Origin of the sequence: Aeromonas ichthyocola (genome assembly GCF_046087985.1) — a bacterium.
GTDB classification, from domain to species: domain Bacteria; phylum Pseudomonadota; class Gammaproteobacteria; order Enterobacterales; family Aeromonadaceae; genus Aeromonas; species Aeromonas rivipollensis.
This window is the reverse complement of record NZ_JBJSWH010000004.1, coordinates 101,092-126,621: the sequence shown is the minus strand read 5'-3', so window position 1 is coordinate 126,621 and position 25,530 is coordinate 101,092. Positions and strand designations below refer to the sequence as shown.

The 25,530-nt window shown below is 60.9% G+C and carries 29 protein-coding genes, 1 other RNA gene and 1 pseudogene; 16 read left to right on the top strand and 15 right to left on the bottom strand.

Annotation, left to right across the window (positions count from 1 at the left end):
• Window position 1: 1 nt before the first annotated feature.
• From fliP to rsmI, 5 genes are all read right to left on the bottom strand, one after another.
• Window positions 2-736, bottom strand: coding sequence for a flagellar type III secretion system pore protein FliP (gene fliP, locus ACF2JD_RS12990; protein ID WP_025328505.1), 735 nt, complete (start codon window positions 734-736; stop codon window positions 2-4).
• Window positions 736-1,113, bottom strand: coding sequence for a lateral flagellar motor switch protein LfiN (gene lfiN, locus ACF2JD_RS12985; RefSeq protein WP_139745540.1), 378 nt, complete (start codon window positions 1,111-1,113; stop codon window positions 736-738). Before lfiN ends, fliP begins: the two co-directional genes overlap by 1 nt.
• A gap of 7 nt (window positions 1,114-1,120) precedes the next feature.
• Window positions 1,121-1,978: a lateral flagellar motor switch protein LfiM gene (gene lfiM / locus ACF2JD_RS12980; protein ID WP_408837082.1), complete on the bottom strand. Its 858-nt coding sequence runs from the start codon at window positions 1,976-1,978 to the stop codon at window positions 1,121-1,123.
• Window positions 1,979-2,224: 246 nt separating this feature from the next.
• Window positions 2,225-2,611, bottom strand: an RNA gene (gene rnpB / locus ACF2JD_RS12975) — RNase P RNA component class A.
• Window positions 2,612-2,803: 192 nt separating this feature from the next.
• Window positions 2,804-3,637 carry a 16S rRNA (cytidine(1402)-2'-O)-methyltransferase gene (gene rsmI / locus ACF2JD_RS12970; protein WP_440987568.1) on the bottom strand — a complete coding sequence of 278 codons (834 nt, stop codon included), beginning with the start codon at window positions 3,635-3,637 and terminating at the stop codon, window positions 2,804-2,806.
• Between rsmI and ACF2JD_RS12965 the strand changes: the two are divergent.
• From ACF2JD_RS12965 to dolP, 4 genes and pseudogenes are all read left to right on the top strand, one after another.
• A pseudogene (locus ACF2JD_RS12965) lies at window positions 3,558-5,621 on the top strand (penicillin-binding protein activator). The gene rsmI and the pseudogene ACF2JD_RS12965 sit on opposite strands and share 80 nt — an antisense overlap.
• Complete coding sequence (locus tag ACF2JD_RS12960) at window positions 5,542-5,934, top strand: YraN family protein (protein WP_440987567.1); 393 nt, start codon at window positions 5,542-5,544, stop codon at window positions 5,932-5,934. The pseudogene ACF2JD_RS12965 and the gene ACF2JD_RS12960 overlap by 80 nt, the downstream one beginning before the upstream one ends.
• Before the next feature lie 9 nt (window positions 5,935-5,943).
• Window positions 5,944-6,534, top strand: coding sequence for an SIS domain-containing protein (locus ACF2JD_RS12955; protein ID WP_440987566.1), 591 nt, complete (start codon window positions 5,944-5,946; stop codon window positions 6,532-6,534).
• Window positions 6,535-6,538: 4 nt separating this feature from the next.
• The gene (gene dolP / locus ACF2JD_RS12950) at window positions 6,539-7,117 is read left to right on the top strand and encodes a division/outer membrane stress-associated lipid-binding lipoprotein (protein ID WP_440987565.1); all 579 of its coding nucleotides are present in this window, start codon (window positions 6,539-6,541) and stop codon (window positions 7,115-7,117) included.
• A gap of 40 nt (window positions 7,118-7,157) precedes the next feature.
• Here dolP and ACF2JD_RS12945 read toward each other — a convergent pair whose 3' ends face one another.
• The 8 genes from ACF2JD_RS12945 to zapE all read right to left on the bottom strand — a co-directional run bounded on the left by ACF2JD_RS12945 (window position 7,158) and on the right by zapE (window position 13,338).
• A complete protein-coding gene (locus ACF2JD_RS12945; protein ID WP_440987564.1) occupies window positions 7,158-7,565 on the bottom strand; it encodes a ClpXP protease specificity-enhancing factor in 408 nt (135 codons plus the stop codon).
• Window positions 7,566-7,582: 17 nt separating this feature from the next.
• Complete coding sequence (gene sspA, locus ACF2JD_RS12940; RefSeq protein ID WP_025328513.1) at window positions 7,583-8,212, bottom strand: stringent starvation protein SspA; 630 nt, start codon at window positions 8,210-8,212, stop codon at window positions 7,583-7,585.
• 87 nt (window positions 8,213-8,299) lie between these two features.
• Complete coding sequence (locus ACF2JD_RS12935; protein WP_025328514.1) at window positions 8,300-9,034, bottom strand: cytochrome c1; 735 nt, start codon at window positions 9,032-9,034, stop codon at window positions 8,300-8,302.
• Window positions 9,031-10,248 (bottom strand): cytochrome b, encoded by a 1,218-nt coding sequence (locus ACF2JD_RS12930; RefSeq protein ID WP_106885639.1) that lies wholly within the window; start codon window positions 10,246-10,248, stop codon window positions 9,031-9,033. Before ACF2JD_RS12930 ends, ACF2JD_RS12935 begins: the two co-directional genes overlap by 4 nt.
• A gap of 2 nt (window positions 10,249-10,250) precedes the next feature.
• Complete coding sequence (gene petA / locus ACF2JD_RS12925) at window positions 10,251-10,841, bottom strand: ubiquinol-cytochrome c reductase iron-sulfur subunit (RefSeq protein ID WP_025328515.1); 591 nt, start codon at window positions 10,839-10,841, stop codon at window positions 10,251-10,253.
• 300 nt (window positions 10,842-11,141) lie between these two features.
• On the bottom strand, window positions 11,142-11,534 hold the full coding sequence (gene rpsI / locus ACF2JD_RS12920) for a 30S ribosomal protein S9 (RefSeq protein WP_005891084.1): 393 nt from the start codon (window positions 11,532-11,534) through the stop codon (window positions 11,142-11,144).
• A 14-nt stretch (window positions 11,535-11,548) separates the two neighbouring features.
• On the bottom strand, window positions 11,549-11,977 hold the full coding sequence (rplM, locus tag ACF2JD_RS12915) for a 50S ribosomal protein L13 (protein ID WP_033132308.1): 429 nt from the start codon (window positions 11,975-11,977) through the stop codon (window positions 11,549-11,551).
• A 266-nt stretch (window positions 11,978-12,243) separates the two neighbouring features.
• On the bottom strand, window positions 12,244-13,338 hold the full coding sequence (zapE, locus tag ACF2JD_RS12910) for a cell division protein ZapE (RefSeq protein WP_392414822.1): 1,095 nt from the start codon (window positions 13,336-13,338) through the stop codon (window positions 12,244-12,246).
• A gap of 139 nt (window positions 13,339-13,477) precedes the next feature.
• Here zapE and ACF2JD_RS12905 point away from each other — a divergent pair, with 139 nt between their 5' ends.
• From ACF2JD_RS12905 to ACF2JD_RS12850, 12 genes are all read left to right on the top strand, one after another.
• On the top strand, window positions 13,478-13,858 hold the full coding sequence (locus ACF2JD_RS12905; RefSeq protein WP_106885638.1) for a YhcB family protein: 381 nt from the start codon (window positions 13,478-13,480) through the stop codon (window positions 13,856-13,858).
• An 81-nt stretch (window positions 13,859-13,939) separates the two neighbouring features.
• Entirely contained in the window at window positions 13,940-15,298 is a 1,359-nt protein-coding gene (locus tag ACF2JD_RS12900) for a Do family serine endopeptidase (RefSeq protein ID WP_106885637.1), read from the top strand.
• Between the two features lie 89 nt (window positions 15,299-15,387).
• A complete protein-coding gene (gene degS / locus ACF2JD_RS12895; RefSeq protein ID WP_106885636.1) occupies window positions 15,388-16,509 on the top strand; it encodes an outer membrane-stress sensor serine endopeptidase DegS in 1,122 nt (373 codons plus the stop codon).
• A 302-nt stretch (window positions 16,510-16,811) separates the two neighbouring features.
• A complete protein-coding gene (locus ACF2JD_RS12890) occupies window positions 16,812-17,174 on the top strand; it encodes a transcriptional regulator (protein WP_440987563.1) in 363 nt (120 codons plus the stop codon).
• Window positions 17,175-17,540, top strand: a complete 366-nt coding sequence (locus ACF2JD_RS12885) for an SFCGS family glycine-rich protein (RefSeq protein ID WP_106885634.1) — start codon at window positions 17,175-17,177, stop codon at window positions 17,538-17,540.
• Window positions 17,540-17,836, top strand: a complete 297-nt coding sequence (locus ACF2JD_RS12880; protein ID WP_440987562.1) for a DUF4312 family protein — start codon at window positions 17,540-17,542, stop codon at window positions 17,834-17,836. Before ACF2JD_RS12885 ends, ACF2JD_RS12880 begins: the two co-directional genes overlap by 1 nt.
• A 25-nt stretch (window positions 17,837-17,861) precedes the next feature.
• Entirely contained in the window at window positions 17,862-18,638 is a 777-nt protein-coding gene (locus ACF2JD_RS12875) for a DUF4311 domain-containing protein (RefSeq protein ID WP_440987561.1), read from the top strand.
• Window positions 18,639-18,649: 11 nt separating this feature from the next.
• Window positions 18,650-19,300: a DUF4310 family protein gene (locus tag ACF2JD_RS12870; RefSeq protein ID WP_025328524.1), complete on the top strand. Its 651-nt coding sequence runs from the start codon at window positions 18,650-18,652 to the stop codon at window positions 19,298-19,300.
• 42 nt (window positions 19,301-19,342) lie between these two features.
• On the top strand, window positions 19,343-20,482 hold the full coding sequence (locus ACF2JD_RS12865; protein ID WP_440987560.1) for an amidohydrolase/deacetylase family metallohydrolase: 1,140 nt from the start codon (window positions 19,343-19,345) through the stop codon (window positions 20,480-20,482).
• Window positions 20,466-21,581, top strand: a complete 1,116-nt coding sequence (locus ACF2JD_RS12860; protein ID WP_413834683.1) for a DgaE family pyridoxal phosphate-dependent ammonia lyase — start codon at window positions 20,466-20,468, stop codon at window positions 21,579-21,581. Before ACF2JD_RS12865 ends, ACF2JD_RS12860 begins: the two co-directional genes overlap by 17 nt.
• Window positions 21,581-22,321 carry a 2-dehydro-3-deoxy-phosphogluconate aldolase gene (dagF, locus tag ACF2JD_RS12855; RefSeq protein ID WP_411166613.1) on the top strand — a complete coding sequence of 247 codons (741 nt, stop codon included), beginning with the start codon at window positions 21,581-21,583 and terminating at the stop codon, window positions 22,319-22,321. The genes ACF2JD_RS12860 and dagF overlap by 1 nt, the downstream gene beginning before the upstream one ends.
• Window positions 22,322-22,427: 106 nt before the next feature.
• Complete coding sequence (locus ACF2JD_RS12850) at window positions 22,428-24,332, top strand: PRD domain-containing protein (RefSeq protein ID WP_440987559.1); 1,905 nt, start codon at window positions 22,428-22,430, stop codon at window positions 24,330-24,332.
• 18 nt (window positions 24,333-24,350) lie between these two features.
• Here ACF2JD_RS12850 and npr read toward each other — a convergent pair whose 3' ends face one another.
• Together npr and rapZ are read right to left on the bottom strand one after the other, a co-directional pair.
• Window positions 24,351-24,623 (bottom strand): PTS phosphocarrier protein NPr, encoded by a 273-nt coding sequence (npr, locus tag ACF2JD_RS12845; RefSeq protein WP_005331359.1) that lies wholly within the window; start codon window positions 24,621-24,623, stop codon window positions 24,351-24,353.
• Window positions 24,624-24,643: 20 nt separating this feature from the next.
• Window positions 24,644-25,510 carry an RNase adapter RapZ gene (gene rapZ / locus ACF2JD_RS12840; RefSeq protein WP_182787433.1) on the bottom strand — a complete coding sequence of 289 codons (867 nt, stop codon included), beginning with the start codon at window positions 25,508-25,510 and terminating at the stop codon, window positions 24,644-24,646.
• Window positions 25,511-25,530 lie beyond the last annotated feature (20 nt).

The window sequence follows — 25,530 nt, the reverse complement described above, 5'->3', positions numbered from 1 at the left end:
CTCAGCCTCCGCCGCCGAAACTGGCGGCCAGGGTACCGACCGTCATGGACCAGCCATCCACCAGCACGAAGACCATCAGCTTGAATGGCAGCGAGATGATGAGGGGCGAGAGCATCATCATCCCCATGGCCATCAGCACGCTGGCGACCACCAGATCGATGACCAGGAAGGGAATGAACAGCATGAAGCCAATCTGGAAGGCGGTGTTCAGCTCGCTCAATACGAAGGCGGGCAGCAGCACGCCGAAGGGCACCTCGCTCTTGGCGAGGGTGGTGGGCTCGCCGGAGATGCGCAACATCTGCTCCAGATCCGGCTCCCGGGTCTGGGCCAGCATGAATTGCCGCAGGGGTTTCTCCGCCCGGGCCAGCCCCTCGGACAGGGTAATCTCGTTCTGGTCATAGGGCACGAAGGCGTGCTGATACATCTCTGTCCAGACCGGTCTCATGATCACCAGGGTCAGGATCAGGCTGATGCCGATCAGCACCCGGTTGGGGGGGCTCTGCTGCAACCCCATGGCCTGACGCAGGATGGCCAGCACTATGATGATCCGGGTGAAGCTGGTCATCATCAGCAACAGGGTCGGCAACAGACCCAGCAGGGTCATGAAGAAGAGGATCTGCAGCTTGATGCTGTAATCCTCGCCCCCGGTATCGCTGGGGGAGACAGAGAACAGCGTCATGTCCGCGCCCCAGCTCGGCAACGCGAACAGCAGCAGGGCAACCGGCAGGTAACGCATCAGTCGTTCATGCCACCCAGCAGCTTGGTGTCGACCACGTCGACCAGGCGCAGGCCGTACTTGCCATTCACCACAACCACCTCGCCCTTGGCCAGCAGGCGACCGTTGACCCGCACATCCAGCGGTTCGCCCGCCAGCTTGTCCAGCTCGATGACGGCCCCCTCTTCCACCTTCATCAGTTCACCCAGCGCGACTTCGGTGCTGGCCACTTCCAGCGTCACCTTGACCGGGATCTGATGGAAAAAGGAGAGATCCCGCTGCTTGCTGCTACTGGTGGGCGCCATGTAGTCGGCCGCACTCGGCATGCTGATATCATCACCAAACAGCTGATCCAGGCCATCCAGATCCAGCGGGTCATTCATGTTGTGCTCGTTCACGATTCGACTACTCCTCTACCACAGTCGCAACCTGATACACCAGGCTGCCTTTATGTTCAGCAATGCGTCCATTAAAACAGGGGCGGTTGCCGATCAGGGCCGGCACCACCTCGGGCAAATCCAGCGAGAGCACATCCCCCACCTTGAGGCATTCCAGATCCGCCAGTGTCATGGACATCTGCCCCATGACCACCCGCAGTTGCACCGGCACCTGGATCAGGGCCTGCTCAAGCTGCGCCTTCTGTACGGGATGACCGGCTCCTATGCTGAGGGTCTCCTCGGGAGGCGCCAGCCAGAACTGCCAGTCATGGGTGCTGCCACCGGCCAGCATGCTGGCCTCTGTCACCCAGAGCCGGGTTGCCGATACCGCATCCCGGGTGATCAGGGTCAGCTGCCAGGCGAGGTCTCCCTGACCGAGGCAGGCAGACCAGATATCGATCTGGTACTGACATAGCCGCAGCAGCAATCGCTGCTCGGTATCGGTCAATCCCCTGCCATGGGCGGTCGTGGCGCCCTTGTGTTGCAGGGAGCCACCAAAGAACAGCACGGCAAGTTGATAGATGACGGTGGGAGAGATGGAGAAATAGGCGACACGCTGGGCATCCAGCGGGGTGCGCGCCTCGACCCAGATCAGGGTATCGTCGCGATCCTGGGGCAGCGCGGAGGAGAAATCCTGATAGCCCAGTTCGCAATCCGCCGCATTGAACAGCTGGGCCATGCAGCCCGATGCCTGCTGCGAAAAAGAGCCTAACTGGGCGTTGAGCTGCTTGAGCCGCCCCTGATTGGCTCGCTCGACCCCCAGCAGATCATAATGGGGAAGGGTTTTGCCCCGCTGCGCACAGAGCAACCGGGAAGGTGTGAGCATTACGCCGCTTGATGACATTACAAATCCCCCTTTGCCATTTTCATCTCGCCCTACTGCCATATAGAGACTCTCATCAGGCCAGCCGCGTGATCGATACAAATAGTCCAGCCGACATAGAGCGACCGAAACGGGCGAGAACTTTATTACAAAACCCCAAAAGGCGCCACGCGACCGCATGGCCCGCCGAAAATAAAAATCCCGGCACCAGAGGTGCCGGGATTTTAAGGTAATCACTTACCAGAAATAGGTCGGAGTCGGCCTGTAAGCCGGGTTCTGTACCGGGTTGCCCCGGGTAGCAATCATTCCTCTAGGCCAGCAATCGCTCACTGGCTCAAGCAACCTACCCGCCCCCAACGCGGGCCGCGCCAATAGGGGCCTATTTGGTCTTGCTTCGGGTGGAGTTTACCGTGCCACGAACTGTTGCCAGTCGCGCGGTGCGCTCTTACCGCACCCTTTCACCCTTACCTGATCCCTTGCGGGCCATCGGCGGTTTGCTCTCTGTTGCACTGGTCGTAGGCTCGCGCCTCCCAGGCGTTACCTGGCACCCTGCCCTATGAAGCCCGGACTTTCCTCCCCTCCGCCCGTCTGTCCCGAGGGACACAACGACGAAGCAGCGATTGCCCAGCCGACTCCGAGGCGCGGATTATAGCCTCGTGACACAGTGGGGTAAACCGGCAATTCCCGTTTACAGCAATTAATAGTGCACCAACCCCTGCCGGCCGGCCGGGCCCACTCTTGCGGGCCCCCTGGCTTGCACCAGTCAGAACGCTCTCATTTTGCCTATTTTTACGCCTTGGCGGTGCTCATTGAACCTGCTTGCACGGCTCAATGGTGCTCGAGACCGTATTTGTAGAGGGCATTCTTCTTCACGCCGTGGATCTCGGCGGTCAAGGCCGCCGCTTTTTTCAGCGGCAGCTCTGCCACCAGCAGCCCCAGGGTGCGGATCGCCTCGGCGGGCAGCTCTTCATCCACCTTTCTGGCACCGGCGACCACCAGCACGATTTCGCCACGGCAGCGATTATCGTCTTCCCCAAGCCAGGTCAGCATCTCGGAGGCAGGCAGACCGTGGATGGATTCGAAGGTCTTGGTCAGCTCGCGGCACACCACCACCTGGCGTTCACCTAGGATGCGAGCGATGGCCTCCACCGTATCCTGCACCCGGCGCGGCGACTCGTAGAACACCAGGGAACGGGTGTCTTCGATGACGGCCTGAAGCCTGTCGTCACGTCCCTTGGCTTTTGCCGGCAGAAACCCTTCGAAGGAGAAGCGATCTGTGGGCAAACCGGCGGCAGAGAGTGCCGTGATGGCGGCGCAAGGGCCCGGCAGCGGCACCACCTTGACCCCGGCCTCGCGACAGCGGGTGACCAGGTGATAGCCGGGGTCGCTGATGAGCGGCGTCCCTGCATCCGAGACCAGGGCGACGCTCTTGCCCTCCTTGATCCGGCCGATCAGCACATCTGCCTTCTGCTGTTCGTTGTGATCGTGCAGGGCGAAGGTCGGCACCGAGATCTGGTAGTGGCTGAGCAGGATGCCGGAATGCCGGGTATCTTCGGCGGCCACCAGATCGACGCTGCGTAAAATGTCCAATGCACGCTGGGTGATATCCGCCAGATTACCGATGGGAGTGGGGACTATATACAGGGTTGGGGTGTCACTCATGGGATCTCCGAGTGTCCCGACAATTGTGTCGCCATATTGGCCCGTTTACACTATGGAGAACTTCAACACTGGTCGGGGAATGAACTTGAACCGGGTTACAAAGCAGCTAAGTGTATCACGACTCTTCGGCATCATACTCGCGGCAGTACTGCTCGCCGCCTGTGCGTCGGAGCCCAACCCATCTTCCGCGGAGCCCGGCATGCCGTCGGCGTTCTCGGATCTGACCAAGAATGCCCAGTGGTATCTGGAGCAGGTGGATCCCGCCAAACCGGCCGAGGCCTTCACCTGGCAGGTGATGGCGGCGCGCAGTTATCTGGCCCTCGGCCAGGCCAAACCGGCCGCCGCCCTGTATCAACAGTTGCAGAAGCAGGCCGGCAACCCGGTGCAGCAGGCACAACTGCAACTGCTGCAAGCCCACCTGCTTGCTGGCGCAGGGCCACGCCAATCAGGCGCTGATCCTGCTGGAAGGCAAACCCGAGGTGTGCTGGATGCCGATACCCAGAAGGATTGGTATCGCCAGCGCGTGGTGCTGCAGCTCGACATCAACAACAAGTTTGGCGCAGCCAAGTCGTTGATTGCACTGGAGCCCTACCTCAACAGAGCGAGCAGGCGACCAACCATCAGCAGATCTGGTCACTGCTCAAAAGCATGACCCCCTCCACCCTGCAAGCACTGGAAGAGGCACAGGCTCCTGATGTGACCACCGGTTGGCTGCGACTGGCGGCTCTGGTCAACGAATTCGGTGCCCAGCCCAACCTGCTGGCCCGCCAGCTGGTAGGCTGGAAGCGCGACTTCCCCAACCATCCGGCCCAGAAAGATATGCCGGCAGGATTGGGCGATCTGGCGGCCACTGCCAGCACCTCGGTGCAGCAGATCGCTGTGCTGCTGCCCCTCTCCGGCAATCTGGAGCCTCAGGGCGCCGCCATCCGCAACGGCATGCTGATGTCTTACAAGGAAAATCAGGGGCAATTCACCCTGAACTTCTACGACACCCAGAGCAAGTCGACCAGCGAGCTTTACAAGCAGGCGATTCAGGAAGGGGCGGACATGATCATCGGCCCGCTGCTGAAAGACCGGGTCGAGGAGTTGCTCAAGGCCAATCCGACCGTGCCGGTACTGGCACTCAACGAGCTGGACAAGCCGGTCGTCAACGACAGCACCTACTACTTCTCCCTCTGCCGCCGCAGATGCCGCGCAGGCAGCCCAGTACCTCTACACCCAGGGCTACCGCAAGCCACTGCTGATCGCCGCCCAGGGACGGATCGGTTACAGCAGTATCAAGGCGTTCGAGCAGAGCTGGGCCACTCTCAGCCAGGATAAGCCGGTCGTTGCCACCTTCGGTGCCCGCAACGAAGTACAAGGGATGGTCAAGAATGCCCTGAGTGGTCGCTCTACCGCCCGTGCTGGTGAAGTGGTGCAACTCTCTGATGCCGCACCACGCAGCATCGATGCCGTTTATGTAGTGGCCAACAGTCTGGAAACCCGGATGATCAAGCCCTACGTGGATGTCTCGGTCAATCCGATGGGCAGCCTGCCCATCTACACCAGCTCTCGTGGCTACGACAGCGCCGCCACCGAGGTCGCCTCCGAGCTCAACGGCATGCATATCGCCGATATGCCGCTGCTGCTTGGCGGCTACGAGAAACAGCGCGAGCAGATCGCTCTGCTCTGGCCGCAGACCCAGGGTGACCTGCTGCGGCTGTTTGCCATGGGCTATGATGCCGTCAGTCTGGCAGAAAACCTGCAGCAGATGCGCAAGGTGGGTGGCATGCAGCAAGCCGGCATGAGCGGTCAGCTAAGCGTGGATGCCCAGGGCAATGTCGTGCGGATGCTGAGCTGGGGTACCTACCAGAACGGCAAACTGGTCGACGAGAACGCCGTTCAGCAGCTGGAGGAACCCTCCCATGAAGGAACTGTGGAAACGGATACGCCAGCAGTTGCCGAGCCTGTTCCCCTCACCAATGAGCAAGGGACAGCACTTTGAACAAGTCGCTGAACGCTGGTTGCAGGCCCGGGGCCTGCAACCGGTAGCTCGCAACTACCGCTGTCGTGGCGGTGAAATAGATCTCATCATGCACCAGGGCCAGACCCTGGTGTTTGTCGAGGTCAGATATCGCGCTCGGGCCAGCCATGGCGGAGCCGCCAGCTCGGTCACCCGGCGCAAGCAGCACAAGATCGTGCTGGCCGCGCGCCACTATTTCAAGCAACATGCCATCAACGAGGCCAGCCAGGCCTGCCGATTCGATGTGATCGCGTTCGAGGGCGACCAGCCAGACTGGATCCAGAACGCTTTTTAAGAGGACCCCATGACTGATCCCATCAAAGAGAATTACACCGAAAGCATCCAGACCAAGATAGCCGCCGCCGAGGCGCTGCCGGACGCCATCCACACCGCGGCCCAGATGCTGACCATCTGCCTGCTCAATGGCCACAAGGTCATGGCATGCGGCAATGGCCCCTCCTCGGCCCTGGCACAGCTGTTCATCTCCGAGCTGGTCAACTGCTACGAGACGCCACGCCCCTCCCTGCCCGGCCTGGCCCTGACCCCCGACATGGCCACCATCAGCGCCATCGCCACCGATCACGGCTTCGAAGAGGTCTATGCCAAGCAGATCAGGGCTTTGGGTCAGCCCGGCGACATCCTGGTGGTGCTCACCACCACGGGCAACAGCCGCAGCCTGATCAAGGCCGCTGAAGCGGCACTCTCCCGCGACATGACCATCATAGTGCTCAGCGGGGGTGATGGCGGTGAAATGGCAGGTCTGCTGGGACCGAACGATGTGGAGATCCGCGTGCCATCCGCCCGCCGTCCTCGCATTCTGGAAGTGAATCTGTTGACCCTGCACTGCCTCTGTGATCTCATCGACCAGACACTTTTCCCGCAACAGGAAGATTGAAACCATGAAGAAGCCTATTCTCGCACTCGCCCTGCTGACCGGCGCCCTGCTGCTGCAAGGCTGTGCAGCCGTGGTCGTTGGCGGCGCAGCAGGGACGGCCAAGGCCACTGGCGATCGCCGAACGTTCGGTACTCAGTGGGATGACCAAAGCATCGAGCTGAAAGCGGCCAATCTGCTGGCCGACAACAAACCACTCAGCGCAGCCAGCAAGATCAGCGTTTACAGTAACAATGGCCGCGTGCTGTTGGTCGGCCAGACACCTTCTGACGTGTACAAACTGGAGGCAGGCAAAATCGTCGGCCGCATCGAAGGAGTCCGCCACGTCTATAACGAGTTGCGCCTCGGCCAGCCCGCCAGCTTCACCACCCGCAGCAACGACTCCTGGATCACCTCCAAGGTGAAGGCCGACATGTTCGGTACCAAGAACTTCGACAGCACCAAGGTCAAGGTAGTCACCGAAAACAGCGAGGTGTTCCTGATTGGTCTGGTGACTCGCCAGGAGGGAGAGCAGGCAGTCAACATCGCCCGCCATGTCAGCGGCGTGAAGCGCGTGATCAAGGCCTTCGAGTTCGCCCAGAACTAACGCTATCTGGTAAAAAAACGCAGCCAATCGGCTGCGTTTTTTATTTGATCACTTTCAGGGTCGGACGGCCGCTGGGACGCGGCGGTTCCGGCTCTGGCTCCACCGGCGCTTCGGCCTGCTCCAGCCAGATGTCATAGCCAGGTTCCGGCGGGAACATGGTGCCCACACCGTTCTCCCGGGCATGGATAGCCACTACGGCTGCCATCGGGATGTAAACCTGCTGGGAGACCCCGCCAAAGCGGGCACTGAAGCTGATTGCCTCGTTATCCATGTGAAATTGCATCACGGCACGGGGCGCGATGTTCAGCACGATCTGCCCGTCCTGAGCAAACTGCATCGGCACCATCACATGGGGAATGTTGACGTTGACCACCAGGTGGGGTGTCAGGTCGTTATCCAGCAACCAGTCAAAAAACGCCCGCAACAGATAGGGGCGACTGGGTGTCATGGTCGGTTCCATACTACTCATACGCTGGCACGGATCTCGCGTTCAGCCTCGGTCAGGGAGGCCTGGAAGGATTCACGTTCGAACAGACGGACCATGTAAGCCTTCAGCTCTTTGGCACCACGGCCGGTAAAGTCGATGCCCAGGCTCGGCAGACGCCACAGCAGCGGAGCCATGTAGCAGTCAACCAGACCGAACTCTTCGCTCATGAAGTAGGGCATTTCACCGAAGATCGGCGCTATGGCCAGCAGGTTGTCACGCAGCTCGGCACGGGCGGCTTCGGTATCGGTGCCCGCCATGATCTTGTCGGCCAGCGAGTACCAGTCCAGCTCGATGCGATGCATCATCAGACGGCTGTTGCCGCGAGCCACTGGATAGACAGGCATCAGGGGCGGGTGCGGGAAGCGCTCGTCCAGATACTCCATGATGATGCGCGAGGTGTACAACGCCAGCTCGCGATCCACCAGAGTCGGTACAGTGTTGTACGGGTTCAGCTCGGCCAGCTCATCCGGCAGGTTGCTCGGGTCAACCTGGCAGATATCCACGCTAACACCCTTCTCCGCCAGGACAATACGCACCTGATGGCTGAACATATCGTTGGCACCGGAAAACAGCGTCATTACCGAACGCTTATTGGCAGCTACAGCCATTGAACCCTCCCGTCATTAAAAAGCAGAAACGGCAATGAAGCATTTTGATCTCCATTGCCGTGCGTCATATTACTCCGATCTGGTCGCTTAGTGAACGTCGCGCCAGAATTCCTTCTTCAACAGCACAGTGAAGATGAAGAAGATTGCGATGAAACCGAGCACCCAGAAGCCCATGCGTTCGCGCTCCTGCTGCACCGGCTCAGCCGAGTAGACCAAGAAGTTTACCAGATCCAGTACCGTCTGATCATATTCTTCGTTGTTCATTTCACCATTGCCGTCAGATTTGATGCTGACGACTTGCTGCATCTCCACTCCATCCAGGGTGTGCGTCTCGAACTCGGCACGGGGAGTCCCCTGCAACGGCTCCAATACGTGGGGCATGCCCACGGACGGGAAGACCGCATTGTTCACACCGAACGGCCGGGTTTCGTCCACATAGAAAGAACGCAGATAGGTGTAAATCCAGTCGGCGCCCCGCACCCTGGCCACCAGGGTCAGATCCGGTGGCGGCGCCCCGAACCAGCGCGCCGCATCCTTCTCGGACATGGCGCTCTTCATCAGATCGCCAATCTTGGCGCCGGTGAAGACCAGGTTCTCCCTCATCAGCTCTTCCGGAATGCCGATGTCCGCTGCCACCCGGTTATAACGCTGATATTGGGTGGAGTGACAACCGGCACAGTAGTTCATGAAGGTTGCAGCCCCCCGTTGCAGGGATGCCTTGTCACTCAGATCGTACTCTGCCTTGTCGAGGGGGAAGCCACCGCCAGCGGCCAATACCAGACCGGGCAGCAGGGCCAGCACTGCAAAAATTATTCTTTTCATTTGAATGTCACCCTCTCCGGCAGCGGCTTGGTGTTCTCATTCTTGCTGTAGAAGAACAACAGGATGAAGAACCCGAAATAACCCAGAGTGCAGAGCTGCGCGATCAGCGTCAGCATAGGCGTCGATGGCAGAACGCCCAGCACACCCAGGATGACGAAGCAGACCACAAACTGGGCGATGTTCAGCTTGTGCAGGGTGCTGCGGTAGCGCACCGAACGCACCTTGCAGCGATCCAGCCAGGGCAGCAGGAAGAGCACGACGATGGAGAGCCCCATCATGATGACCCCCAACAGCTTGTCCGGCACTGCGCGCAAGATGGCGTAGAAGGGGGTGAAGTACCAGACAGGGGCTATGTGCGCCGGCGTCTTCAGCCCGTTCGCCACTTCAAAGTTCGGTTTCTCGAGGAAGTAGCCCCACATATCCGGCTTGAAGAAGATGATGGCGCAGAACAGGAACAGGAAGCCCGCCACCCCTATCATGTCCTTCACAGTGAAGTAGGGATGGAATGCCACCGCATCCAGCGGCCAGCCTTTCTCATCCTTGTGCTTCTTGATATCGATGCCGTCCGGGTTGTTGGAGCCCACTTCGTGCAACGCCAGGATGTGCATGGCAACCAGCATCACCAGCACCAGCGGCAGGGCGATCACGTGCAGCGCGAAGAAGCGGTTCAGGGTAGCCCCCGAGATGACGTAGTCACCCCGGATCCACAGGGTCAGATCGTCACCTATGACCGGAATGGCGCCAAACAGCGAGATGATGACCTGGGCCCCCCAGAACGACATCTGTCCCCAGGGCAGCAGGTAACCCATGAAGGCTTCGGCCATCAACACCAGGAAGATCAGCATGCCGAAGATCCACAGCAGCTCGCGCGGCTTCTGATAGGAGCCGTAGATCATGCCGCGAAACATGTGCAGATAGACCACAACGAAGAAGGCGGAGGCGCCGGTGGAGTGCATGTAACGCAGCAGCCAGCCGTAGTCCACATCCCGCATTATGTATTCTACGGAGGCAAAGGCCCCCTCCGCCGACGGGTTGTAGTTCATGGTGAGCCAGATGCCGGTGATGATCTGGTTGACCAGCACCAACATGGCAAGGGAACCGAAGAAGTACCAGAAGTTCAGGTTCTTGGGAGCCGGATACTTGGCCATGTGGTCGTTGTACATGGCCGTGAGCGGGAAACGATCGTCAATCCAGCCCATGAGTTTGGCAAACATGGTCAGGCCTCCTTGCCATCGGCACCGACCAGAATGGTGGTGTCGCTAAGAAATTGGTATGGCGGAATGACCAGGTTCAGCGGTGCGGGCACGCCCTGGAACACTCGACCGGCCATGTCGAACTTGGAACCATGGCATGGGCAGAAGAAGCCGGAGGTCACCCCTTGCACCTGCTCGCCGAAGCTGTCCGGCAGGTAGGAGGGGGAGCAACCCAGATGGGTACAGATACCGACCGCCACGAAGATCTCCGGCTTGATGGATCTGTAGCCGTTGTGGGCATAGTCCGGCTGCTGTGGCTCATCGGAGGCGGGATCGCGCAGTTTGTCATCGTGCGTGGCCAGGGCATCCAGGGTCTGCTTGGTGCGCTTCACCACCCAGACCGGCTTGCCGCGCCACTCGACGCGGATCAGCTGACCCGGCTCCAACTTGCTGATATCCACCTCTACCGGTGCCCCGGCCGCTTTGGCTTTGGCACTCGGATTCCATGACTTTATAAACGGCACTGCGGTAAAAGCAGCTCCTACACCGCCAACGGCAACCGTTGACCAGGTAAGAAATCTGCGGCGACCGGTATCAACTGGCGCATTGCTCATCCAAAAACTCTCCCATGTGGACTCCGCTCATTCTTATAGTGTCCCCGTTTCCTATCTCCTCTCCCTCTGACAACTGCGGCGGAAGCGGAGTGGCAATTGACACAGAAAGACCATGGAAATTTTAAAGAAAAGATAACAATTTGACAAGAAAGAGAAGCGATGGGCAAAAACAATAAATACACAAATTTTTGTCTTTTGTGACGTATGGTTAGCATTGGCGTATGTAATATTACCAATAAAAAAAGCCTGGCACATGGCCAGGCTTTTTTGACACTCGTGAGAGTGCGTACCAAAAGCGAATTAACGCTTGGAGTACTGCGGACGCTTACGCGCTTTGTGCAGACCGACTTTCTTACGCTCAACCTTACGGGCATCGCGAGTAACAAAGCCAGCTTTACGCAGTTCGCCACGCAGGGTCTCGTCGTACTGCATCAGAGCACGAGTGATACCGTGACGGATCGCACCAGCTTGACCGGAGATGCCACCACCGTTAACGGTGATGTACAGATCCAGTTTCTCGGTCATCTCAACCAGTTCCAGCGGCTGACGAACTACCATGCGGGCAGTCGGACGGCCGAAGTATTGCTCCAGGGAGCGCTGGTTGATTACGATTTTACCGCTACCCGCTTTGATAAAGACGCGAGCAGTGGAGCTTTTGCGACGGCCGGTACCGTAGTATTGATTTTCTGCCATGTTGCCAGTTCCCGTTAGATATCCAGTACTTGAGGTTGCTGAGCAGCATGAGCGTGCTCTGCGCCTGCGTAAACTTTCAGCTTACGGAACATGGCACGGCCCAGCGGACCCTTCGGCAGCATGCCCTTGACGGCAGCTTCGATTACCATTTCCGGCTTGCGCTGAATCAGCTTGTCAAAGCTGATGGACTTGATACCACCCGGGAAACCGGAGTGAGAGTGGTACATTTTGTCGGTAAATTTCTTACCGGTTACGTGTACCTTCTCAGCGTTTACAACGATGATGTAATCACCGGTGTCAACGTGCGGAGTGTATTCAGCTTTGTGCTTACCACGCAGACGAGCAGCGATCTCGGTTGCGATACGACCCAGAGTTTTACCTTCTGCGTCCACAATGTACCAGTCACGTTTTACGGTTTCTGGCTTGGCAACGAAAGTTTTCATTAAGTTAAACCCAATTACCTGTTACAGACCCAATTGCTTATGGGGGCTCTCCCACAAACAACAAACGATGGCCTACCTGTACCCCTTCGAATACAAGTAAAGCTTAAAGTGTTGCTGTCTTATCGACAGCTGTAACGTGGGCCGGGCGATTATAAGTGAAGTTGCCTTAAATATCACCTGCTAATTTCACTGCCATGAAGCTAGCAAATGTCGCCCGGCCCTACCTGCCGCAGATGCCCATCCGACTGGCAGGCGCGGTATTGTGACTAAGGAAGGTGCACTCTTGCAAGGTATTCGTGCGATTGCATTTCCTGGAGCCGTGAAAGACAGCGCTTGAATTCGAAATTCAGCAGGCCATCTCCGTAGAGCGCGGCCATAGGCACCGCCGCCGACAGAATGAGTTTGACGTGCCGCTCATAGAACTCGTCCACCATGGCGATGAAACGGCGTGCCGCATCGTCCGTGCCTGTGCCCATGGGCTGCACGTTGGCCAGCAGGACGGTGTGAAACTCCCGGGCCAGCTCTATGTAGTCCCCCTGGGATCGCGGGGTGCAGCAGAGCTGCTCGAACTCCATATAAAGCACCCCTTCCCCCACGCCCAGCGCGCTCAGCTGACGATGGTTGATCTCCAGTGTGGCGGCCGTGATCTGCCCCAGCCCGGTCAGTTGCCCAAAATAGCGGTCCAGGTTGGATTTGGCCTGCTGATCCAGCGGGAAGTGATAGATTTCCGCCTGCTCCAGGGTGCGCAGCCGGTAGTCGACGCCACCATCCACATTGAGTACCTCGCAGTGGCGCTCTATGAGGGCGATGGCGGGCAGGAAGCGGGCCCGCTGCAGCCCATTGCGATAAAGGTCCCGAGGCGGGATGTTGGAGGTGGCCACCAGCACAACGCCATGACCGAACAGTTCCTGGAACAGGGTGCCCAGCAGCATGGCATCCGTGATGTCGGAGACGAAAAACTCGTCAAAGCAGATAATGTCTGTCTCGCCGGCCAGCTTGCTGGCGATGAGCTTGAGCGGATCGGCCTGACCGGTCAGCCCCTTGAGTTCATCGTGCACCCGATGCATGAAACGGTGGAAGTGGACGCGCAATTTGCGCTCCCCCGGCAGGCTGTCGAAAAAAGTATCCATCAGCCAGGTCTTGCCTCTGCCCACTCCGCCCCACATATAGAGACCCAGGATGGGCTCGCGGGCTTTCGGCTTTTGCAGCCAGCCCAGCAGGCCACGGGATCTGGTCGGAGTCGGGCTGGCGCACAAATCCTGATAGAGTCGCTCCAGGCGGGTCACTGCCATCGCCTGGGCCGGGTCGGCCAAAAAGCCGGGACGCTGCAAATCCTGCTGGTATTTTTGCTGCGGGGTCATCCTGTAAACCGCCTCCAAGTCCCTGAATGAGGGACAAAATGGTATCACGCTCTCGGGGTGCACGGTATAGTGCCAACGAGGCATCGCGGTCAATCCGGCCGCCTCAAACTCATCGATTTAGCTGTAACAAGGAGCTTCTATGACTCTGTTAAACGGGATCCTGCTGGCGGTAGCCGCCCTGATCATCGGCGTGTTGATCGGCCGTTTCACTGTCCGCAGCCGGGATGCCGGGCGCCTGGAACAAGAGCTGAAAAAGGCTCACAAGGAGCTGGAAAGCTACCAGGGCCAGATCACCACCCACTTCGCCGACAGCGCCGCCCTGATGGAGCAGTTGGCCGATCAATACCAGACCCTCTATCGCCACATGGCCGAACAGAGCAAGTTCCTCGCCAAGGCGCAGGAGCCCTTGTTCCGCGAACCTCAGGTGGAAGAAGGCAACGCTGACTCCGCCAACGAGGAGCCGGGCCAGCCGCCCCGTGACTACGCCGGAGCCTCCGGCCTGCTCAAGCAGCCCGGTTAGCCTCTGGTGGAACTAATTACGCCTTATCGTGGTCAGACCTTGACGATTGCATTGCAACTTTTTCTGGGAGCTGTTTCTCATATGCGTAAATCTCTTTCTGTATTCAGTGTGTTAGCCCTCAGTGTCGGTATCGCCCTGTCCGCAGCGCCGGCACAAGCCGCCCTGCCCCTGATGGGCAACAGCCAGGAGATGCCGAGCCTGGCCCCCGTCCTCGAGCAGGTAACCCCTGCCGTGGTCAACATCTCCGTCTCTGGCAAGAAGATCACCCGCCAGCGCCTGCCGGAACAATTCCGCTTCTTCTTCGGCCCCAACATGCCCGATGAGCAGGTGAGCGAGCAGCCCTTCCAGGCCCTTGGCTCCGGCGTCATCATAGATGCCAAGAAGGGCTACGTGATCACCAACGCCCACGTGGTCCACGAAGCGGACGAGATCAAGGTCAACCTGAAAGACGGTCGCGAATACGCGGCCAAGAAGATAGGTGAAGACAAGCAGTCCGACATCGCCCTGCTGCAAATCAAGGCGGAGGACCTGGTGCAGATCAAGTTCGCCGACTCGGACGAGCTGCGGGTCGGTGACTATGCCCTAGCCATCGGCAACCCCTTCGGCCTGGGTCAGACCGTCACCTCGGGTATCGTCAGCGCCCTGGGTCGCAGCGGCCTCAACATCGAGAACCTGGAGAACTTCATCCAGACCGATGCGGCCATCAACTCGGGCAACTCGGGTGGCGCCCTGCTCAACCTGCGTGGGGAGCTTATCGGCATCAACACCGCCATCCTGGGCCCGAACGGCGGCAACATAGGTATCGGCTTCGCCATCCCCTCCAACATGGTGCGCGACCTGTCCGAGCAGATCGTGAAATACGGTGAAGTGCGCCGTGGCCAGTTGGGGATCACTGGCACAGAGCTGACCACGGATATCGCCAAGTCCTTCGGCTACAACAAGAAGGATGGTGCCTTCGTCAACCAGGTCATGCCTGACTCCGCCGCCGCCAAGGCGGGCATCAAGGCCGGCGACATCATCATCAGCATAGATGGCAAGCCCATCCGCTCGTTCGGTGAACTGCGGGCCAAGATCGCCACCATGGGCGCCGACAAGCAGGTTGCACTCGGCCTCATCCGTGATGGCAAGGAGCAGACCGTCAAGGTCACCCTGAAGAAGGCAGATGACAGCGAGATCCTCGCCAGCGCCCTGCACCCGGCACTGGAAGGGGCCAAGCTCAGCACCACCTCGGATCCGGTGACCGGCGTAGCTGTGGCCGACATAGATCCGCGCTCCCCTGCCGCCGCCGCCGGCCTGCAGAAGGGCGACATCATCATCGGGGTCAACCGTCTGCGCATCAACTCCATGGATGAGCTGACCAAGGCCTTGAAGAACAAGCCGGAAGTCCTGGCGCTGAACATACAGCGCGGCGACTCCTCGCTCTATTTGGTGATCCGTTAAGTCCCTCACACCCGCGGCAACCGCCGCGGGTGATTTTTATCCACCGATAATGTTATTCTCTGCGCGCAGCATGTACGGACGAGAATGACATGAAAATCCCACCTTTGATCAGTTACTTGGGCAAGTCTGTCGGCTTTGGCCTCACCGTGGCTGCGCTCCTGCTGCTGCTGTTCCCCAGTTTTCGGGGCGGCGCGCCCCTGCCGGGTCTCATCACCAATGCCCGCGAGCTGAGTTTCTCCTATGCCGCCCACCGCGCCGGCCCTGCCGTCGTCAACATCTACACCCGCAGTTTCGCCGGCAATCGCGGCGAGAAGGCAGAGCTGAGGCCACAGGGGCTGGGCTCAGGTGTCATCATGAACCAGCGCGGCCATGTGCTGACCAACTACCACGTCATCGCCGATGCGGACCAGATCATAGTCGCGCTGCAGGATGGCCGGGTATTCAGCGCCGAGCTGGTCGGCACCGACAAGCTGACCGATCTCGCCGTGCTCTACATAGAGTCGGACAACCTGCCGGTGATACCGCAGGATCCGGAGCGGCTGCCGGACGTGGGCGATGTGGTGCTCGCCATCGGCAACCCCTACAACGTCGGCCAGACCATCACCCAGGGCATCATCAGTGCCACCGGCCGCATAGGTCTCTCCAGCATGGGACCGGACAGCAACGGCCGGCAGGATCTGCTGCAGACCGATGCAGCCATCAACGAGGGCAACTCGGGTGGCGCCCTGGTCAATGGCCGTGGCGACCTGGTGGGCATCAACACCGCCGCCTACCACCTCAATGGCAATCAGGAGAGCTACGGCATCAGCTTCGCCATCCCCTACAAGCTGGCCAAGCGGATCATGGACGAGCTGATCGCCAATGGCCGTGTCATTCGCGGCTACCTCGGCATCTCCAGCGTAGAGATCAACCCCATAGTCGCGCGCATGATGAATCTCGGGGATCTGCAGGGTCTGGTGGTGGAGAGTCTGGATCCCGACGGCCCGGCCACCAAGGCAGGCCTCAGGCGCGGGGATGTGCTGCTCAAGATCAACGGCGAGGCCATCAGCGGCGTGCGCCCCGTGATGGACAAGATCGTCGAGAGCCGCCCCGGCACCAAGCTGACCATCTCGGTGATCCGTAATGGCAAGCCTCTGGACGTCGACGTCATCATAGAGGAAGACGTGCGCTACCAGAATCTGCCCACCAGCAGCGCATCACCCGCCAGCTGACGGCAGGGAGCCAACAGAGGGGCCATCAAGGCCCCTTTTTCGTGCCTCCTTCTCAGGTGGCGTGAGATGACTCACAGTTTCCACCTGCGCACGACCGGGCGGCTGCGGGGTGAAACTGTGGTCCCGCTCACACGACACCGGGGTCAATCCCCTCCCTTTCCCCCTTGTCGCCACAAATACGGCCTCTTTCGGGGCTTTTTGCCCGGAATTTCCATTTCGAATCGGAAAAACCGTGCCTCCTCCTGCTCTCTTCCCCGTCTTAAGGTAATCCCATCCTTTCTGCCAGCCTTGGAGAGCAGACCTTGACTACCGACACTCATGACACAGCCCTGACCCCGAACAGCCCGGCGTTGCTGCGCAAGACAGATCTCACTCTGGCGCGCATCCACAACCTGCTGGCGGATCAGGGCATCATCCCCAATGAAGTGCAGAAACAGATGCTCGCCTCCCACGTCAAGGCCATGGTGTGGCGCTCCCACAGCGGTGAAGCCCTGCCCGAGGTCGACCTCAGCCTGTTCGAGGAGATCTCCCCCCTCTCCCTACGCCTCGCCGAACAGGTGGTCGGCTGGCTGGACAGGCTGGCCTATGAAGAGGCCCATCTCTTGTCCGTCCATTTCGAAGTTGCCAAAGAAAATGAACTCAGCTCAGTCAAAGGAGAAATCTAAATGTCAGCCATCAAACTCGTGATTGGAGATCGTCTCGGCAAGGGCCAGAAGGTAGGAGCAGGGGCAGAGGCCGCCGGCGCCACAGTGACCGTCATCCCCGGCATGGCCGCCGACATGAAGCTCGGTGATGTGATGAACAAGGAGCAGGCGGATCTCGGCATCTCCTTCTGCGGCAGCGGCGGCGCCGGCGCCATCACGGCCCAGACCAAGTACGGCTACAAGTGCCGCTACGGCATGCGCTCCGTCGAGGAGGGTGTGACCGCCATCAACGAAGGCTGCGTGGTGCTGGGCTTCGGCTTCATGGACAAGGAAGAGCTGGGTCAGAAGCTGGTCGAAGCCTTCGCCAAGAAACACGGGCGCGCCTGATGAAAGAGGACTTCACCACCCAGGTCATGGTCAACGGCAAGGGGGCGACCCGCCAGCAGGCGTTTGCCGCCGCCCTCGGCCAGGTGCAATCCAGCCTGCTCAAGGACAACCACAGGGTGATGCTGCGCATCGAGCCGCTCGAGGTCCGGGTGCTCAAGGCCGAAGAGTCGGTGCGGGTGGAGAAGTTCCTGTTCTTCTTCCTGCCGCGCCAGCGCCGCGAGTTCAGGGTCCAGCTGGAGATCACTGTCAAGGTCAGCAGCCTGGATGTCGACAAGGTGGATTTCACCAGGGCGTAACCCCACAACCAAAAGGACATGTTGGATGTTTCTAATCATTTTGATGAAGTCACTCATCATCGGCGGCCTGGTGGGCGTCGGCGTGGGAGCCGGTGCGGCGCGGATGTTCCACGCCCCGACAGTACAGGGCATGGGTGCCTTCCGCACCCTGGGTGAACTCAACTCCTGCGAAGGGGATCCCGCCTCCCACTTCTCGTTCGGCCTTGGCTTCTTCTTCAACGCCTGGGCCTCCACGGTCGCGGCAGGAGCCTTCACCCAGGACGTGGACCACCGCATCATCCCGCACTGGGCCACGGCCGCGCTGCTGTTCAAGAACCGAAATCTCGCCACTACCCTGCACGACCCCAAGAAGATGGCCATCGCCGGCGGCATCATAGGTGCCATCGTCGTCGCCTTCCTCAACAGCACGGCGGCGGCCGTGCCCGAGGCCCTGCAGGTCACCGCCGTCAAGGTGCTGGTGCCAGCCGCCAACCTGCTGGTCAACACCGTCATGCCGGTGATCTTCTGGCTGGCCGCCATAGAGGCGGGCAAGAAGTCCGGCTTTTGGGCCACCATCTTCGGCGGTCTGGCGCAGCTCATCATGGGCAACGCCGTGCCGGGCCTGGTGCTCGGCATCCTGATCGGCAAGGGGGTCGAAGAGAGCGGCTGGAACCACGTCACCAAGGTGATGATGAGCGCCATAGTGCTGCTGTTCGTGCTGAGCGGCTTCTTCCGCGGCTTCGATATGAAACTGATTGAGTCCTTCCACCTGGGCATTCCCCTGTGGCTGGAAAACGTCCATCACCTGCTTGGCAGTAAATAAGGGACCACCACATGGATGAGAAACTGAGAAACAACTTCTGGTACGCCGACTGGTCCTTCCCCATCTTCGTCGGTCTGCTGTCGGCCGGGGTCTTTGCCGGGACCCACATGTTCTACCTGTACGGGGTCGGCGCCTTCAACGAGGTGGCCTTCGTCGCCATGCTGAAAGCCGGGATGGACACAGGAGCCTACGGCGCGGTCGCAGCCTTCGGTGCCAGCTTCCTGTTTGCCCGCATCATAGAGGGCTCCCTGGTGGGGATCCTGGACATCGGCGGCGCCATCCAGACCGGCGTCGGCCTGGGGGTTCCCGCCCTGCTGCTGGGTGCCGGCATCGTCTACCCGGTGGAGAACTTCGGCGCCTCCCTGGTCACCGGCATGGCCATAGGCCTGGCCATCGGCTACGTGATCATCCTGGCGCGCAAGTTCACCATCAACCAGAGCAACTCCACCTACGGGGCGGACGTGATGATGGGGGCTGGCAACAGCTCGGGCCGCTTCCTCGGCCCCCTGATCATCCTCTCCGCCATGGGGGCCTCCATCCCCATAGGCCTGGGTTCCCTGGCAGGAGCGCTGCTGTTCTACATCTGGGAGAAGCCCATCACAGGCGGCGCCATCCTGGGTGCCATGCTGCTCGGTACCTTCTTCCCGGTTGCCCTGGCCTAAGCCCCCGCCGCCCTTCGGGGCGGCATTTCAGAGGTCATCACCATGTATGACATGATCATCAGAGCGGGACGCCAGGGAAATGGCCAGCTCATCGACATCGCCATCCAGGACGGCAAGATTGCGGCCCTCGGCCAGCTGCCAGCGGCGGCCGAGGCGAAGCGAACCCTCACACTAGCCGAACAGGTTCATGTGAGCGCCGGCTGGATTGACGGCCACACCCACTGCTACCCCGCCTCCCCCATCTATCAGGATGAGCCGGACAAGGTGGGCGTCGAGTCCGGTGTCACCACCGTCATAGACGCGGGCAGCACCGGGGCAGACGACGTGGACGACTTCCAGCGCCTCGCCGCTGGTTGCAAGACCCGGGTCCATGCCCTGCTCAACATCTCCCGCATCGGCCTGCTGCGCCAGAACGAACTGGCTGACCCCGCCGACATAGACCCTGAGCTGGCCAAGGCGGCCATTCGGCGTCACCCCTTCTTCATCGTCGGCATCAAGGCGCGGATGAGCGGCAGCGTGGTGGGCGAGAACGGCCTGCAGCCCCTGCGCATGGCCAAGCAGATCCAGCGGGACAACGGCCAGCTGCCGCTCATGGTGCACGTGGGCAACACGCCGCCGGATCTCGACGAGATAGTCGCCCTGCTGGGAGACGGGGATCTGCTGACCCACTGCTTCAACGGCAAGCCCAACCGCATCCTGACCCCGGCGGGTGAGCTGCGGGTCGCGGTGCGCGAGGCGATGCAGCGGGGTCTGCGCCTCGACATCGGCCACGGCGGCGCCAGCTTCAGCTTCGAGGTGGCAGAGACCGCCATCCGGCAAGGGATACTGCCTCACACCATCAGCTCGGATATCTACTGCAAGAACCGCATCAAGGGCCCCGTCTACAGCCTGGCCCACGTGATGTCGAAGTTTCTCGCCATCGGCATGACCCTGGAGCAGGTGATCGCCTGCGTCACCAGCCATGCCGCCGATGCCCTGCGTCTGCCCGGCAAGGGACGACTCGAGGTGGGCGCCGATGCCGATCTGACCCTGTTCGAGGTCATGAGCGGCCCGACGCTCTTTACCGATACCGAAGCCGAGTCCCGCCACGGCGACCGGCAACTGCGCCCCCTCGCCGCCCTGGTCGGCGGTGACCTGGTTCTCACTCAATATGGACAATCCCACCATGCCTTCCGTGTATGAGAAATATCAGCTCAAACCCGTGGTCAACGCCTCCGGGCGCATGACCATCCTCGGCGTCTCCACCCCGGAGCAGGAGGTAGTCGACGCGGTCAACTTCGGCCTGGGCCACTACTTCGAGGTCAAAGACCTGGTCAACAAGACAGGTGCCTACCTGGCCAATCTGCTCGGCGTGGAAGACGCCGTGGTGGTCTCCTGCGCCAGTGCCGGCATAGCCCAGTCGGTGGCTGCCGTCATAGTGCGCGGCGATCCCTACCGGCTGGAGCAGTTGCATGCCCATGCCCACGGGGTGCCGAGCGAGATAGTGCTGCCCAAGGGTCACAACGTGAACTTCGGCGCGCCGGTCGGCACCATGGTCAACCTGGGGGGCGGCAAGGTGGTAGAAGCCGGCTATGCCAACGAGTGCTCCCCCGCCCAGCTGGCTGCCGCCATCAACCCCGGTACCGCCGCCATTCTCTACATCAAGTCCCATCACTGCGTGCAGAAGAGCATTCTGTCAGTCTCTGAGGCAGCCGAGGTGGCCAGGGCCCACGGACTGCCGCTCATCGTCGATGCGGCGGCGGAAGAGGATCTGCGCCTCTATTACCAGCAAGGGGCGGATCTCGTCATCTACAGCGGCGCCAAGGCCATCGAAGGGCCCACCAGCGGCCTCGTGCTCGGCAAGCGTCAGTATGTGGAGTGGGTCAAGCAGCAGGCCAACGGCATAGGGCGCGCCATGAAGGTGGGCAAGGAGGGGATCCTCGGCCTGACCCACGCCATAGAGCGCTACCTGGAGAAAGAGCAGGAGAGCGGCGCCGCCATGGCCGCCAAGATGGCATCCTTCATCGAGCGCCTGAACCTGCTGCCCGGCGTTACCGCCCGGGTGGTGTGGGATAGTGCGGGGCGCGACATAGCCCGCACCGACATCGCCTTCGACCATGCTCAGATCGGCATGACGACGGTGCAACTGGTGGCTCGCCTGCAGCAGGGCAATCCGGCCATCTACTGCCGCGGCTACAAGGCCAACGAGGGGCACATCGAGATCGACGTGCGCAGCGTCAGCACGGCCCAACTAGACCAGATCCATTCCGCCATTGCCAACCTCGTTCAGGAGAACCGCTGATGTCCCTTGTTCCCAACTACTACCGTGATCGTGTCTGTCTCAACGTGCTGGCAGGATCCAGACAGAATGCCGTCGACATCTATGAGGCGGCCGAGGGCCATGTACTGGTCGGCGTGCTCTCCAAGAACTACCCGGATGTGCCCTCCGCCGTTGCCGACATGGGGGAGTACGCCAGGCTTATCGACAACGCCCTCTCCATCGGTCTGGGGGCGGGGGATCCCCGCCAGTCCGCCATGGTGGCCGAGCTGGCTCGCCAGCTACAACCCCAGCATGTCAACCAGGTGTTCACCGGAGTGGGCCCCAGCCGGGCGCTGCTGGGTCAGCCTCACAGCCTGGTCAACGGCCTTGTCTCCCCCACCGGCACCCCCGGCATGGTGAAGATCTCCACCGGCCCCCTCAGTGCCCAGCAGCCGGACGGAATTGTGCCCATCGACACCGCCATCGCCCTGCTCAAGGACATGGGCGGCAGCTCGGTCAAGTTCTTCCCCATGGGAGGCCTGGCCTGCCGCGACGAGTATCAGGCGGTGGCCGAGGCCTGTGCCCGTCACGGCTTCTGGCTGGAACCCACCGGCGGCATCGATCTCGACAACTTCGAGGAGATAGTGCGCATCGCGCTGGAGGCCGGGGTCGAGAAGGTGATCCCCCACGTCTACAGCTCCATCATCGACAGCGAGAGCGGCCAGACCCGCCCCGAGGATGTGCGCACCCTGCTAGCCACGGTGAAGACGCTGCTGGCATAACGACCCCCGCAGGCACCGGTCCGATCACAGGCCGGTGTCTGGCTTGTTGATGATCCCCTTGTTAACATCGACCCTTTATTTCGCAACAGGAGTCTTGCCTCGCCCCATGATCAAGCTGCCCCACCCCAGGCTCCATCAACTGCTGACCCAGCTCCATGCCGAGCCGCTGCCCCAGGAGGAGCTGGCCCGTCGCCTCAATGTCTCCACCCGCACGGTGCGCACCGACGTGGCGACCCTCAACGAGCTGATCGCCACCCAGGGCGCCCACCTGATCCACCAGCGCGGCACCGGCTATCAGCTCAAGATTTACAATCAGGGGCTGTTTGATGCGCTGCTGGCGGCACAGGAGCAGGAGAGCAGCCTGCCGCGCACCAGTCGCGAGCGGGTGCTGCATCTGCAGATCCTGCTGCTGACGGCGGAGCAGGGGATCAAGCTCGACGAGCTGGCGGATACCTGGTATCTGAGCCGGGCGGCCCTGCAGGGAGACATGGCACAGGTGAGGGAGCGACTCGCCCACTTCGGGCTCACCATAGAGAGCAAACCACGGCTGGGCATGCGTATCCAGGGGAGCGAGACGGCGATCCGCGCCTGCCTGACCCAGCTGCTCTGCCAGGAGCTGCTGCACAACCACCCGTTGCAGAGCCTGCTGCCCACCCTCTGCCCCAGCAAGACCCTGGAGGTCGTGGGCAACCACATTCACGATCAGCTCGGCCGCCATCAGTTGCGCCTCGCCGACGAGAGCCTGCAACAGCTCGCCATCTACTGCGCCGTCGCCCTGTTGCGTCAGGCGGCAGGCCACGAGCTGCGCCAGTTTGCCAGCGACGACATCACCCAGACCCTGGCCGCGGTGGCCCGCGACATCTATGCCGAGCTGCCGACCCTGACCCCGCCGGGGGAGGAGGAGATCGCCTGCCTCGCCATCCAGATCCAGGCCCGGCTCACTGCCGATACCCCCCAGCTCAGCCCGGCCATGGCCACCGAGAGCGAGCAACTGGTGGAGCACCTGCTGGACTACATCCACCAGCACTACCCCTATGATCTGCGCGCCGATCCGCAGTTGCGGGCCGACCTGCAGACCCACATAGGTGCCATGCTGCTGCGGGTCAAATACCAGATAGGCAGCCACAACCCGCTGGCGGACCACATCAAGCAGTACTATCCCCTCGCCTACGACATCACCCTGGCCGCCATCTCGGAGTGGATAAGGCAGACCCCCTACCGGCTGACCCATCACGAGATCGGCTATCTGGTGATCCATATCGGGGTCGGCCTGGAGCGCCACTACGACATCGGTTACACCCGCCGCCCCCAGGCGCTGCTGCTGTGCGATGCGGGCAACGCCACCTTTCGGGTACTGGAGGCGCGCATCCGGCGGGAGTACCCCCAGCTGCAGCTGACCACTCTGGAGTCGGTACGGGATTACGAGGGACTGGCACAGATCGAGCAGGACTTTGTCATCAGCACCCTCAAGGTGAGCGAGAAGAACGCCCCCGTGGTACAGGTCGCCCCCTTCCCGACCCAGTACCAGCTGGAGCAGCTCGGCAAGCTGGTGCTGATCGATCGCACCCGCCCCTACCTGCTGGACAAGTATTTCGATGCCGACCACTTCATGGTGCTTGATGAACCCCTCAGCCAGGCGGCGCTGTTTGATCGTATCTGCAGCCAGCTTGAGGCGGAAGAACTGGTGGAAAGCGGCTTCAGAGCCTCACTGCAGGAGCGGGAGCGCATCGTCTCCACCCTGCTGGGAGAAGGGATCGCCCTGCCCCACTCCCTCGGCCTGCTGGCCCGCCGCACCCTGGTCTATACAGTGCTGGCCCCTCAGGGGATCGACTGGGGCAACGGCGAGAGCGCCACCCTCGTCTTCGTGCTCGCCATCAGCAAGGCGGACTACGAGGAGGCCATGGGGCTCTACGATCTGTTTCTGGCGCTGATGAACGAAAAAGCCAGCAGGGCTCTGCTGGCTTGTCGGGATTTTTGCGACTTCAAGGCGCTGGCGCGCGCCGGATCATGACGGCAAGGGAGGCGCCGCTCACTCCTCGTTGAAGCCCGAGGTGAACAGCGCCACCACGGCGGCCAGGGCCTCTACCTCTTCGGGGCCTTCGACCTGCACCTCCACCTGCTTGCCCTGGGCAGAATCCAGCATCAGCAGGCCGATCACGCTGTCCGCATCGGCCTCGATGCCGTCCTCGTTGCGCAGCAGCACATGGGCATCGAACCCCTGCACCAGCTCGAACAGCATCATGGCCGGTCTGGCATGGATTCCCAGCTTGTTTTTGACTTCTACCGAGGCGGAAACTGTCATCTGAACATCCTGTGGGTCTGTCAGGCTTGGGGGGAGCGCTTGTCCAGCGTGCGGTGACGGATCTGCACGTTCTTGCCAAGCAGTCGGAAGGTGCTGGCCAGCCGCTCGGCGATGAATACCGAACGATGCTGTCCGCCGGTACAACCTATGCCGACGGTCACATAGCTGCGATTGTTGCGCTCCAGGTGGGGCAGCCAGGTCACCAGCATGTTCTCTATCTGCTGGATGAACAGCATCACGTCCGCCTGGGCCGAGAGGTAGTTGGCCACGGGCTCATCCTGACCGGTAAACGGCTTGAGCTCCGGGATCCAGTGGGGGTTGGGCAGGAAACGGGCATCGAACACGAAGTCCGCATCCTTGGGGATGCCGTATTTGAAGCCGAACGACTCGAACACCAGCACCAACTCGTTCTCTTTCTTGCCGAGCACCCGGGTCTTGATGAGCTCGCTGAGGTCGTGAATGCTGAGGTTGGTGGTATCGATGCGCAGATCGGCGGTCGAGGAGAGGGGCGCCAGCAGGTGGGTCTCTTCCCGAATCGCCTCATCCAGCGACAGCTGCTTGCGAGACAGGGGGTGCAGCCGGCGGCTCTCGCCATAGCGCTTGAGCAGGGTCCCGTTGTCTGCATCGAAGAAGAAGCTGGAGAACTCCACCCGCCCTTCGTTGCGCACCTGAGTCAGCAGATTGTCCAGCTTGTCTGGCTGGGTCGGCAGATTGCGCACGTCTATGCTGACCGCCAGCTTGTCATACTGACTCTCCACCGAGACGATCAGCTGGGGCAGCAGGTTGACCGGCAGGTTATCCACGCAGTAGTAACCCAGATCCTCCAGCACCCTAAGGGCCACCGTCTTACCGGAGCCCGAACGACCGCTTACCACTATTAACTGCATCTTGTCCCCTCACGCCAACG

Bases quoted from the DNA above. Each gene is read 5' to 3' on its own strand.
- fliP (WP_025328505.1), bottom strand. From the start codon at position 736: ATGCGTTACCTGCCGGTTGCCCTGCTGCTGTTCGCGTTGCCGAGCTGG.
- lfiM (WP_408837082.1), bottom strand. From the start codon at position 1,978: ATGCTCACACCTTCCCGGTTGCTCTGTGCGCAGCGGGGCAAAACCCTT.
- rsmI (WP_440987568.1), bottom strand. From the start codon at position 3,637: ATGAGTGACACCCCAACCCTGTATATAGTCCCCACTCCCATCGGTAAT.
- ACF2JD_RS12960 (WP_440987567.1), top strand. From the start codon at position 5,542: ATGAAGGAACTGTGGAAACGGATACGCCAGCAGTTGCCGAGCCTGTTC.
- ACF2JD_RS12955 (WP_440987566.1), top strand. From the start codon at position 5,944: ATGACTGATCCCATCAAAGAGAATTACACCGAAAGCATCCAGACCAAG.
- dolP (WP_440987565.1), top strand. From the start codon at position 6,539: ATGAAGAAGCCTATTCTCGCACTCGCCCTGCTGACCGGCGCCCTGCTG.
- ACF2JD_RS12945 (WP_440987564.1), bottom strand. From the start codon at position 7,565: ATGACACCCAGTCGCCCCTATCTGTTGCGGGCGTTTTTTGACTGGTTG.
- sspA (WP_025328513.1), bottom strand. From the start codon at position 8,212: ATGGCTGTAGCTGCCAATAAGCGTTCGGTAATGACGCTGTTTTCCGGT.
- ACF2JD_RS12935 (WP_025328514.1), bottom strand. From the start codon at position 9,034: ATGAAAAGAATAATTTTTGCAGTGCTGGCCCTGCTGCCCGGTCTGGTA.
- ACF2JD_RS12930 (WP_106885639.1), bottom strand. From the start codon at position 10,248: ATGTTTGCCAAACTCATGGGCTGGATTGACGATCGTTTCCCGCTCACG.
- petA (WP_025328515.1), bottom strand. From the start codon at position 10,841: ATGAGCAATGCGCCAGTTGATACCGGTCGCCGCAGATTTCTTACCTGG.
- rpsI (WP_005891084.1), bottom strand. From the start codon at position 11,534: ATGGCAGAAAATCAATACTACGGTACCGGCCGTCGCAAAAGCTCCACT.
- rplM (WP_033132308.1), bottom strand. From the start codon at position 11,977: ATGAAAACTTTCGTTGCCAAGCCAGAAACCGTAAAACGTGACTGGTAC.
- zapE (WP_392414822.1), bottom strand. From the start codon at position 13,338: ATGACCCCGCAGCAAAAATACCAGCAGGATTTGCAGCGTCCCGGCTTT.
- ACF2JD_RS12905 (WP_106885638.1), top strand. From the start codon at position 13,478: ATGACTCTGTTAAACGGGATCCTGCTGGCGGTAGCCGCCCTGATCATC.
- ACF2JD_RS12900 (WP_106885637.1), top strand. From the start codon at position 13,940: ATGCGTAAATCTCTTTCTGTATTCAGTGTGTTAGCCCTCAGTGTCGGT.
- degS (WP_106885636.1), top strand. From the start codon at position 15,388: ATGAAAATCCCACCTTTGATCAGTTACTTGGGCAAGTCTGTCGGCTTT.
- ACF2JD_RS12885 (WP_106885634.1), top strand. From the start codon at position 17,175: ATGTCAGCCATCAAACTCGTGATTGGAGATCGTCTCGGCAAGGGCCAG.
- ACF2JD_RS12880 (WP_440987562.1), top strand. From the start codon at position 17,540: ATGAAAGAGGACTTCACCACCCAGGTCATGGTCAACGGCAAGGGGGCG.
- ACF2JD_RS12875 (WP_440987561.1), top strand. From the start codon at position 17,862: ATGTTTCTAATCATTTTGATGAAGTCACTCATCATCGGCGGCCTGGTG.
- ACF2JD_RS12870 (WP_025328524.1), top strand. From the start codon at position 18,650: ATGGATGAGAAACTGAGAAACAACTTCTGGTACGCCGACTGGTCCTTC.
- ACF2JD_RS12865 (WP_440987560.1), top strand. From the start codon at position 19,343: ATGTATGACATGATCATCAGAGCGGGACGCCAGGGAAATGGCCAGCTC.
- ACF2JD_RS12860 (WP_413834683.1), top strand. From the start codon at position 20,466: ATGCCTTCCGTGTATGAGAAATATCAGCTCAAACCCGTGGTCAACGCC.
- dagF (WP_411166613.1), top strand. From the start codon at position 21,581: ATGTCCCTTGTTCCCAACTACTACCGTGATCGTGTCTGTCTCAACGTG.
- ACF2JD_RS12850 (WP_440987559.1), top strand. From the start codon at position 22,428: ATGATCAAGCTGCCCCACCCCAGGCTCCATCAACTGCTGACCCAGCTC.
- npr (WP_005331359.1), bottom strand. From the start codon at position 24,623: ATGACAGTTTCCGCCTCGGTAGAAGTCAAAAACAAGCTGGGAATCCAT.
- rapZ (WP_182787433.1), bottom strand. From the start codon at position 25,510: ATGCAGTTAATAGTGGTAAGCGGTCGTTCGGGCTCCGGTAAGACGGTG.